General features: G+C 64.8%; 8 protein-coding genes. 7 read left to right on the forward strand and 1 reads right to left on the reverse strand.

Features of this window, described 5'->3' with window-relative positions:
* The 6 genes from T281_RS13480 to T281_RS17910 all read left to right on the forward strand — a co-directional run.
* A partial coding sequence (locus T281_RS13480) for a glycoside hydrolase family 31 protein (protein WP_081796804.1) occupies window positions 1-1,425 on the forward strand: 1,425 nt, incomplete at its 5' end.
* A gap of 96 nt (window positions 1,426-1,521) precedes the next feature.
* On the forward strand, window positions 1,522-2,592 hold the full coding sequence (locus T281_RS13485; protein ID WP_037240085.1) for a sensor histidine kinase: 1,071 nt from the start codon (window positions 1,522-1,524) through the stop codon (window positions 2,590-2,592).
* Window positions 2,593-2,673: 81 nt separating this feature from the next.
* Window positions 2,674-3,513 carry a rhodoquinone biosynthesis methyltransferase RquA gene (gene rquA, locus T281_RS13490; protein ID WP_037240088.1) on the forward strand — a complete coding sequence of 280 codons (840 nt, stop codon included), beginning with the start codon at window positions 2,674-2,676 and terminating at the stop codon, window positions 3,511-3,513.
* Between the two features lie 121 nt (window positions 3,514-3,634).
* Window positions 3,635-6,388 carry a DNA mismatch repair protein MutS gene (mutS, locus tag T281_RS13495; protein ID WP_037240090.1) on the forward strand — a complete coding sequence of 918 codons (2,754 nt, stop codon included), beginning with the start codon at window positions 3,635-3,637 and terminating at the stop codon, window positions 6,386-6,388.
* Window positions 6,389-6,704: 316 nt separating this feature from the next.
* Window positions 6,705-8,789, forward strand: a complete 2,085-nt coding sequence (locus T281_RS13500) for a carbon starvation CstA family protein (protein WP_155955253.1) — start codon at window positions 6,705-6,707, stop codon at window positions 8,787-8,789.
* A 23-nt stretch (window positions 8,790-8,812) separates the two neighbouring features.
* A complete protein-coding gene (locus tag T281_RS17910; protein ID WP_052037489.1) occupies window positions 8,813-9,007 on the forward strand; it encodes a YbdD/YjiX family protein in 195 nt (64 codons plus the stop codon).
* A 30-nt stretch (window positions 9,008-9,037) separates the two neighbouring features.
* Here T281_RS17910 and T281_RS13505 read toward each other — a convergent pair whose 3' ends face one another.
* Window positions 9,038-9,946, reverse strand: coding sequence for a DMT family transporter (locus tag T281_RS13505; RefSeq protein ID WP_052037490.1), 909 nt, complete (start codon window positions 9,944-9,946; stop codon window positions 9,038-9,040).
* 283 nt (window positions 9,947-10,229) lie between these two features.
* On the opposite strand from T281_RS13505, the gene T281_RS13510 reads away from it, so the two are divergent.
* Window positions 10,230-10,806: adenylosuccinate synthetase (locus tag T281_RS13510; protein ID WP_037240093.1), on the forward strand; the 577-nt coding region annotated here is incomplete at its 3' end.

Raw genomic sequence — 10,806 nt, forward strand, 5'->3', positions numbered from 1 at the left:
GTCTTCACGTGGGACCGGACGCGTTTCCCCGAACCGCTGCGCGTCGCGGCTGCCTTCAACGAGTGCGGCGTACGGCTCATCGCTAATGTGAAGCCCGCAATGCTGACGGATCACCCGCGCTTTGGGGAGGTCGAGCGCTTCGGCGGCTTCGTGCGCGAGGCAGAGGGCGAGCGCCCGCATCTCGCGCAGTTCTGGTCGGGCAAGGCCGCCTATCTCGATTTCACCAATCCGGAAACGAGCGCGTGGTGGACGGCGCAGGTCAAGGCGCAACTCCTCGACCACGGCATCGCCGCGACTTGGAACGACAACAATGAATTCGAGGTGTGGGACGGCGAGGCGCGCGCGGACGTGAACTGGCGTGGCGGCACGATGGCGTGCTTGCGGCCCGTGCAGACGAACCTGATGCTGCGCGCGTCGGACCGTGCCCAGCGCGAGCACGCGCCCCGCAAACGCCCGTTCCTCGTCTCGCGTTCGGGCGGCCCCGGCCTCCAGCGCTACGCCCAGACATGGACCGGCGACAACGCCACCTCATGGAAGACGCTGCGCTACAATATGCGCATGGGGCACGGCCTCAGCCTGTCCGCCATTTACAATTTCGGCCACGATGTCGGCGGCTTCGCAGGGCCGAAACCGGACCCGGAACTGTTCATGCGCTGGATCGAGCAGGGCGTGTTCTGGCCGAGGTTCAGCATCCATTCGTGGAACGACGATGGCAGCGTCAACGAGCCGTGGATGTATACCGAGCTGCTGCCGCTCGTTCGTGAGGTGTTCCAGCTTCGTGAGCGACTTGTCCCGCTGCTGTATACGCTACTCTGGCGTGCGCATGCGCATCACGAGCCGGTCCTGCGGCCGCTGTTTTACGATTTCCCGAGCGAGGCCGAAGCCTACGGCGAGCACGACGCGTTCATGCTGGGAGCGGATATGCTCGTCGCGCCCGTTGTCGAGGATGGCGCGCGCGAACGCCGCGTCTGGCTTCCCGACACGCCCGGTGGCTGGTATGCGCTTCAAGGCGGCGCGCATTTCCAGCCCGGCTGGCATAAGGTTGACGCGCCACTCGGCCGCGCGCCCGCCTTCGTCCGCGCCGGAGCGGTGCTCCCGCTCGGCCCCTCGCCCTCTTGGGAAATCGGCCCGCTGACGCTTCGCATTTTTCCCGGCGGACATGGCCGATCGACGTTTTCGATCTTCGACGACGACGGCGAAAGCGTCTTCGACCTGTCATCGCCGCCTTGCATCCTCGCCGTGGCCAGCGAATGGCGCGCAACTCGCCTCGCGCTTCGCATCGAACGGGCGGGGAACCGCGCGGCCCGTTGGCCTCATATTTGCTTCGAGGACGAAACGGGTCAGTCGATCCCGGTCGCCGTAAACGAGCTTCAAGATGTTCGACGGTTGCAAATGTCCGAATTACCGTTTAAAGCGCCCCTGTGAGCGGCCGGCCCGCGCCCTCTATCCTTTCCATCTTGAACTGAACATTGGCGCGTTACTCTAAAGAGCCACGTTGCCGAGGGAGACTTTCCGCCAATCATGCCGGACACGGACAAAACCCAGGTCGAAGAACTTCTGGACATGCCCGACCTTGCGGAAGCGTTGCATGACGACCGCTTCCAGCAATTCCTCGACAAGATGCCGATCGCCATTCTCGTCGGCGCGATGGACGGGAACGAGCGCATCATCTACGCGAACCCCGCCTTCGAGAAGATCGCCGGCCTCCCGCTCCCTGCCATTCTCGGCAAGACCTGGGATGTGCTGGCCAACGCCTCGGAAAAGGGCGAGCGCGATCTTCTGACCGCGATCATGGACGACAACGCCGATCATATCGGCGTGTTTCACATCGCGCGGCCCGACGCGGAGACGGCCATCGCAGACGTCTATTCATCCGTTATCGTCGGCGACGACGGACAGCCCGCGTTCCGGCTCGTCGCGTTGATCGACGTCAGCGCCTATGTCGCGGATAACGACGACGGAATCGACTTTGCGAAGTCGCGCGGCGACAACGATCTCGCGCTGCTGGAACTTCAGCACCGCGTCAAAAACAACCTCCAGCTCATCACCGCGCTCATACGCCTCGAGTCGCGCCACTGGCCCGAAGGCAAGGAGCCGCTCAACCGGCTTGCCGGTCGCATTGAGGCTCTCGCCATTCTCTACAGCTTCCTGAACGCCACGCCCGACGGCGACGAAGTTGACCTCGGTTCCTATGTCAGCCAGCTCGCCACCGCCGTTATGCGCACGCAGGCCGTCGAGGGCGTGCGTCTCGAACTCAAGGCCGATGTCTTCCCGGTGTCGGTCAATGTCGCGATGCCGGTCGGCCTCGTGGTCAACGAACTCCTGACGAATGCCTTGAAACACGCCTTCCAGGGCCGAGAAGGCGGCACCATCACGGTCGAATGTCTCGGCGGCGAAGAGGGCGGTCGCGTGGTCGTCGCCGATGACGGCGTGGGCCTGCCGCCAGAAACGAACTGGCCGGAGAAAGGCAACCTCGGCGCGCTCATCGTGCAGACGCTGAAGGAAAACGCGAAAGCGAAGCTCGATCTCGAAACTTCCCCCGGCACCGGCACGCGCGTGACGCTCACGCTTCCCCCCGCCGTACGACTTTAGTTGCGGCAAATTCGACACTGTGCGACAGCATCGCGTGGCGTTCACTTGCAGGAAACCATACCGGTGTCTAGATTTTGGGCGATGTCAATCACCTCGACCACGGGCGCGAAAGCGCCAGCCATAACTCCGCGCGCCGTCTCCGGCGGTGGGGTTTTTCACCAGAAAAATCAGGGCTTCGAGGTGGAGGGCGCTTATGCTCCGCCGGCCTACCTGCAAAAGTACTATTGGTGGACCTATGTTCACCCGGCAGCAGTCCGCCTATTTGAGCGGCAGTGGCTGATCGATCTCATCCTGTGGGGCAATTACGAGTCCCTGCGCGAGGCGGCGCTCGGCGAGTTCGGCGAGGAGCTTCCCGGCGCGACGCTTCAGATCGCCTGCGTCTACGGCGACCTCTCGGCGCGGATCGCGGAGCGGGCGAAGGCGGGCGGCGGCACGCTCGACGTGGTGGACGCTCTGCCGGTGCAGTTGAAGAACCTCCGCGCTAAGTTGCCGGAGGACGCGCCGGTCAGCCTTACCGCCTCCAGCTCCGCCAATCTCCCCTTCACAGATGCGAGCTTCGAACGCGTGCTCCTGTTCTTCCTCCTGCACGAGATGCCGCGCGACGTTCGCGAGGCGACGCTCGCCCATGCGCTGCGCGTGCTCAAGCCGGGCGGCAAACTCGTGATCGTTGACTATGCGAAACCGCGCCTTTGGCATCCCGCGCGCTGGATCTGGTATCCGATAATCGGGCGGCTCGAACCTTTCGCAAAAGAGCTTTGGAGCAACGATCTTCGCGTGTTCATGCCGGAGGCGTGGCGCAACGCGAAAATGCAGCGGTCATCGTATTTCGGCGGGCTGTATCAGAAGGTCGTGCTTGAGAAGGACGCGGCTTCGGCCCTTGCTTCGCCAGCCACGCTCGACGCGGTCGCCGCCGCCGAATAGCCGCCGCCGAAATCGCGGCACGATGGCCGGGCGGGGATAACTCTTCGCGCGGTCTTTTTACGGCTCCCGTCTTCGGTAAGCTTGCGGCTCGCCCGGGTGAGTCGGCGGCGAAGGGGCGGCGATGTCTTCCATCAGACAAAAGAGCATGGCGAAAGAAGCCCCCGGCGACAGCGCTTCCCCGGACGCGCGCGCCACTCCCGATAGCGTTTCCTCGGAAACGCGCGCGACTCCGATGATGGCGCAATATCTCGACGTCAAGGCGAAGAACCCCGACTTCCTGCTGTTCTATCGTATGGGCGACTTCTTCGAGCTGTTCTTCGACGACGCCGTCAAGGCCGCGAGCGCTCTCGGCATTCAACTGACGAAGCGCGGCAAGCACGCGGGCGAGGACATTCCCATGTGCGGCGTGCCCGTCGCGCGCGCCGACGATTACATGCAGAAGCTCATCTTGAAGGGCTTCCGCGTGGCCGTCGCCGAGCAGCTCGAAGACCCTGAGCTTGCGAAGAGGCGCGGGCCCAAGGCCGTCGTTCGCCGCGACGTGGTGCGGCTCGTCACGCCCGGCACGCTCACCGAAGACGCGCTGCTTGTCTCGGGCCGCAACAACTTCCTCGCCGCGCTCGCGAAGGTCGGCAAGGGGGCGGCCGTGCGCCACCACATCGCCGCCCTCGATATCTCCACGGGCGAGTTTCTTCTGTCGGAGGCGTCCGCGCCGGACCTTTCGGGCGAGCTTCTGCGCCTGCGTCCAGCCGAAATCCTCATCGCGGAGGACGAGCTTGCCGACGGCGCGTCAAAGGCCGCCGCCGAAGCTTCCGGCGCGGCGCTGTCGCCGCTGTCGCGCGCCTGCTTCGGCCGTGCGAAGGGCGAGCGCGCGCTGAAGGATGCGTTCGAGGTGGCCGCGCTCGACGGGCTCGGCGACTTCACGGACGGCGACCTCATCGCCATCGGCGCGCTCCTGCATTATGTCGACCTCACGCAGCTGGGCGAACGCCCTGCCCTTCGCCCGCCGCGCCGGGACGAGCCCGCGCGCCTCATGGCCATCGACGCGGCGACGCGCGCGAGCCTCGAACTCGTCCGCCCGAAAAACGAAGGCGCGCCGACGGTCTTCTCCGCCATCGACCGCACGGTGACGGCGGCGGGCGCGCGCGAACTGATGAGCCGCCTCGTCTCCCCCTCCGCCGACGCTGGCCTCGTCAATGAGCGGCTCGACGCGGTGGGCGCGCTGATCGAGGATTGGGCGCTTCGCGAGCGCATCCGCCATATCCTGAAGACCGCGCCCGACATGAGCCGCGCGCTGTCGCGGCTGAAACTCAAGCGCGGCGGTCCGCGCGATCTCGGCGCAATCCGCGATGGATTGCGAGCGGGCGGCGACGTGGCGGCGCTGCTCGCGGCGTCTCCGGCACAGCCCGCGCATCTGAAGCAAGCGATGACCGCGCTCGCCGCGTTCACCGGCGACGATCACGGCGGCGCTCTCGCGCGAAAGCTCGACCGCGCGCTCGTCGGCGTCGTGCCCTTCCTCACGAAGGACAGCGGCTATATCGCGGCAGGCTTCGACGCGGCGCTCGACGGGCTTCGCGAGCTTGCGTCGAGCAGCAAGGTCGTCCTTGCGAAGCTTCAGGCCGACTATGCCGCGCAGACCGGCGTCAAGACGCTCAAGATCCAGTACAACAACGTCTTCGGCTATTTTATCGAGGTGAGCCCCGGCCAAGCGTCCGCGCTGATGGGCGAGCCGCATTCCGCGTTGTTCCGGCACAAGCAGACGCTTGCGAGCGCGGTGCGCTTCACCACCGACGAACTCGCGGCGCTGGAAAGCCGCATCCTCACCGCGCAGGGAGATGCGCTCGCGCGCGAGCAGGCGTTGTTCGCCGAGCTTTCCGATGCCGTGCTCGAACGGGAGGACGCCATTGCGGATGCGGCGCAGGCGCTCGCCTGCCTCGATTGCGTCGGCGGCCTCGCGGAGATTGCGCAGGTACAGAATTATGTGCGGCCGCGCGTGGACACGTCGCGCGCCTTTCTCTTGGAGGGCGGGCGGCACCCGGCGGTCGAGCAGGCGCTTACGCGCGAGGGCGGCGCTTTCATCGGCAATGATTGCCGCCTCGACGGTGCGGGCGAGCGCGCGCCGGGCTTCCTCGTCGTGACCGGGCCGAACATGGCGGGCAAGTCCACCTATCTCCGCCAAAACGCGCTGATCGCCGTGCTCGCGCAGATGGGTTCCTACGTGCCCGCAACCTCGGCGCATATCGGCGTGGCGGATCGGCTGTTCGCGCGCATCGGGGCCGCCGACGACCTCGCGCGCGGTCGCTCGACCTTCATGGTCGAGATGACGGAGACCGCCGCCATCCTCAACCGAGCGACAGAGCGCAGCCTCGTCATCCTCGACGAGATCGGGCGCGGCACCGCCACCTTCGACGGGCTTTCCATTGCGTGGGCCGTGCTCGAACATCTGCACGACGAGACGCGCTGCCGGGGCCTCGTCGCGACGCATTACCACGAGCTGACGCGCCTCGCCGACGACCTGCCGCGTGCGGGCAACGTCCGCATGGCCGTGACGGAGTGGAAGGACACCATCGTGTTCCTGCACGCGGTCGAGGCTGGCCCGGCGAACCGCTCCTACGGCGTGCAGGCGGCGAAGCTCGCGGGCGTCCCGAAGCAAGTGGTGGCGCGCGCAAAGCAGATCCTCGCGCAACTCGAAGCGGGCGGCGGGCCGCACGGACCGCTGACGCTCCCCACCGACATGCCGCTGTTTTCCGCTCCCGTCGCGCATCACGCAGCGGAAGCGCCGCATCCTGTGCTTGAGCGGCTCGCCGCGCTCGATGTGGACAGTCTTTCCCCGCGCGATGCCCTCGACCTTCTCTACGCGCTCAAGAAAGAGCTGTGAAGGTCGCCCAATAGAGCCGAAGGCATTTGGTTAAGGGTTTCTTTACGGGCGTTTACCTTTCGCTAGCCGTCAAGCGGCGCGTCGAGCGCCGCTTCCCTTCTGCCTCCGACATTTCGGCCTTCTGCGTCGCGCGCCGATCCCCTGCCCACAGGCATTTTCGCCGATCACGAAATTTTAGATCGCTGGAAATCCGTCGACGATGCAAAGTCGACTAACTTTCCCCTTTTTTGCGCAATGCTGCGGCCGTTTGTCATATTCGCAAAAGCGGCAAAAGGGCATAAGGAACCGCCTGACGATGCGGCATCGGGAGGAAAAAATGAGCAGCCACGCTAGCGCTTCCCTATCGATCAGACAGATCATGTTGTGGCTTGTAGTGGCGCTTGCGGGAGCCGGTTCGCTCGGCGTCGTGGCGCTCTCGCGCGGCGAACCGATCAGCGCCGCGTGGCTCGTGATCGCGGCGCTCTGCGTCTATCTCATCGCCTATCGCTTCTACGCACTCTTCATCGCGCGCCGTGTGCTCCGCGTCGATCCTAGCAGGCCAACGCCCGCCTGGCGGCATAATGACGGCCTCGATTACGTGCCGACGAACCGCTACGTGCTGTTCGGCCACCACTTCGCGGCCATCGCGGGGGCTGGTCCGCTCGTCGGCCCCGTGCTCGCGGCGCAGATGGGCTATCTCCCCGGCACGCTCTGGATCCTCGTCGGCGTGGTTTTCGCGGGCGCCGTGCAGGACATGATTATCCTCTTCTTCTCCACCCGCCGCGACGGGCGCTCGCTCGGCGATATGGTGCGTTCGGAGATGGGACCGGTGGCGGGCGGCATCGCACTGATCGGCGTGCTGCTGATCATGATCATCCTGCTCGCGGTGCTCGCGCTCGTGGTGGTGAAGGCGCTGGTCGGCTCGCCATGGGGCACGTTCACCGTGTTCGCCACGATACCGATCGCGCTCTTTATGGGCGTCTATTCGCGATTCCTGCGCGTCGGTCGCATCGGCGAGATGTCCATCATCGGCATCGCGATGCTGCTCGCGGCGCTCATGTATGGCAAGGTCGTCTCGGAAGATCCGGCGCTCGCGCATTATTTCACCCTCTCCGGAGAGCAACTGGCGCTCTGCATCATCGGCTACGGCTTCGTGGCATCCGTGCTGCCCGTGTGGCTGCTGCTCGCGCCGCGCGACTACCTCTCCACCTTCCTCAAGATCGGCACGATGGGCTTGCTCGCCATCGGCATTCTGATCGTGCGGCCGAATCTCGAAATGCCTGCCGTCACGCAATTCATCGACGGCTCGGGCCCCGTCTGGGCGGGCAGCCTGTTCCCGTTCCTGTTCATCACCATCGCATGCGGCGCGGTCTCGGGCTTTCACTCGCTGATCGCGTCCGGCACGACGCCGAAGATGATCGAGAACGAGGGTCAGATCCGCTTCATCGGTTACGGCGCGATGCTGGCTGAATCCTTCGTCGCCATCATGGCGATGATCGCCGCGACGGTGCTGCATCCGGGCGTGTACTTCGCCATGAACAGCCCGGCCGCGCTGATCGCCACCGATGCCGTGAGCGCCGCGCAGGTGATTTCAAACTGGGGCTTCGTCGTCACGCCGGAGCATCTGACGCAGCTTGCGAAGGACGTCGGCGAGAACACGCTGCTCTCGCGCACAGGCGGCGCGCCGACGCTTGCGGTCGGCATGGCGCAGATCCTCGCGGGCTTCCTCGGCGGCCAGACGATGATGGGCATATGGTACCACTTCGCGATCCTGTTCGAGGCGCTGTTCATCCTGACGACCGTGGACGCGGGCACGCGTGTCGCCCGCTTCATGATCCAGGACAGCGTCGGCAGCGTCGTCCCGCGCTTCAAGAACACCGAAAGCTGGGTGAACAATGTCATCGGCTCCGCGCTCGCGGTCTCGGCCTGGGGGTATTTCCTGTATCAGGGCGTGGTCGATCCGATGGGCGGCATCAACACGCTGTGGCCGCTGTTCGGCATCTCGAACCAGATGCTCGCCGCCATCGCGCTGATCCTGTGCACCGTCATCCTGTTCAAGATGAAGCGTGAGCGCTACGCTTGGGTGACGCTGATCCCGACGACGTGGCTCCTCGTCTGCACCATGACGGCGGGCCTCCAGAAGCTGTTCCACCCCGACCCGAAGATCGGCTTCCTCGCGCAGGCGAGCCGATTTGAAACGGCGCTGGCAGAGGGCAGAATCCTCGCGCCCGCCAAGTCGGTAGGGCAGATGAATCAGATCATCTTCAACAACTATGTGGACGCGGTCATGTCCGGCCTGTTCGTCCTAGTCGTGATGTCGATGGTTGTGTTCGGCGTCGTCGCGATGTGGCGCGCGCTCGGCTCGCCGAAGCCGACTGCCATCGAGATCGGCGGCGGGCCGCTGCCGAAACCGGCCGAGTAAACGAGAGACAGGGAGCGCGCGTCATGCCGCAGAAAGCCGGTTTCTGGAAAATGGCGGCCCAGACCGCCCGCCTCATGGTCGGCATCCCTGACTATGAGACCTATCTCGAACACAGGCGCGCCCGTCACCCGGGCGAGCCGTTCATGTCGTGGGAAGAGTTCTTCAAGGAACGGCAGGACGCCCGCTACAAGGGCAAGGGCCGCTTCCGCTGCTGCTGACCATTACACGCGCCACCCTTGCTGAGGCCGTCACGCCTTCACGGCGGCGGCCTCGCTTTTTTTCCGCGTGCCTAGCAAGACGCCCGCCACGATGAGCGCGAAGCCCGCCGCATGGAACAGGTGAAGCTGTTCGCCGAGCGCTAGCGTTGCGAGAAGCCCCCCGAAAACCGGCACAAGAAAAAGGAACATTCCTGTGTTCGCCGGTCCCATCAATTCGACCGAGCGGTTATAAAAGACGTAGGCCAGGATGCTCGGAAAGATCGAGACATAGACGATGGCCGCCACCGCCGCTTCGTCCCATACCGGCCGCGAGCCCGCACTCCATTCCCAAGCCATGAACGGCGCGTTGCCCACCGCCGCCACGGCGTAGGTCACGAAATTGAAGCTCTGCCAGCTGATGCCCGGCCGCAATCTCACGCATGCCGTGTAGATGGCCCATGACAGCATCGACGAGATGATGAAAACGTCGCCGGGGTTGAAGTGAAAGGCCGCAAGCGACGCGAGGTCGCCTTTCGCGACGACGATAAGCACGCCCACGAAGCCCGCCGCGAGACCCGCGATCTGAAGACGCCCGATGCGGTCGCCGAACAGCGCCCATGCGGACAGCGCGATGAACATCGGCCCGGCTGCGTTGAGCACGAGCCCGTTCAGCGCCTCGGTCGAGGTCAAGCCGATATAGGACAGCGTGTTATACGCCCCCGCCCCGATCGCGCCCAGAAACAGGAGAATGGCCCAATGCTCGCGGATCGCGGCACCATCGCGCTTGAGATGCGTCCACGCAAATGGCAGAAAGATCAGCGTCGCCAGCGTCCAGCGCAGACAGGCCAGCGTGATCGGCGGAACATGCCCCGCGATTGCGCGCCCGAGAACGAAGTTTCCCGCCCAGAAGATCGTAGTCAGCGTCATGAGCAGGCGCGGCCGGTCGAAGAATGGCGTCAAGGCAGGTTCCTTCAGGTAGGGTCTGGACGAGCGACGATTTGGTTTTAAGCCCATGCGCGCTCGGCATGGCAATGTCTTGTGGCATGGGCTAGTCTAGTGCAGCGAATTTGACATCGATTCATCCCCGCCCGGGTCTCATATCGAATGTCAAAATCAAAACTGCAACGGATTCAAGAAGTTGCTGGTGCTCTCAGGCGCTTAGGTTTGCTGAAGAGCATGCAGCACGGTGGATCGAAAATATGCGCCAGAGCATAGGCGCTTTGAAGGACATCCGGGGAACGAGATGGCAAATGTGGTCGTGGTCGGCTCGCAATGGGGCGACGAAGGTAAAGGCAAAATCGTCGATTGGCTATCCGAACGCGCAGACATCGTGGTGCGTTTTCAGGGCGGCCACAATGCCGGGCATACGCTGGTCATCGACGACAAGACCTACAAGCTTTCGCTTCTGCCCTCCGGCGTCGTTCGCGGCAAGCTGTCCGTGATCGGCAATGGCGTCGTCGTCGATCCGTGGGCGCTGGAGCGTGAAATCGCAGAGGTCGCGAAACTTGGCGTAAAGGTCACGCGCGACAATCTCCGTATCGCGGAAAACGCGACGATCATCCTGCCGCTGCACCGCGAACTCGATGCGCTGCGCGAGAACGCGGCGGGCGAAGGCGCCATCGGCACCACGAAGCGCGGCATCGGCCCGGCCTATGAAGACAAGGTCGGCCGCCGCGCGATCCACGCCGTTGACCTGCTCGACCTCAAGACGCTGCCCGCCAAGATCGACCGCGCGCTCGTTCATCACAACGCGCTGCGGCGCGGCCTGGGCCAGCCGGAGATCGACCGCGACGCGCTCCTGGCGGAACTTTCCGCCATCG

The organism is Rhodomicrobium udaipurense JA643, from assembly GCF_000636015.1.
Taxonomy (GTDB): domain Bacteria; phylum Pseudomonadota; class Alphaproteobacteria; order Rhizobiales; family Rhodomicrobiaceae; genus Rhodomicrobium; species Rhodomicrobium udaipurense.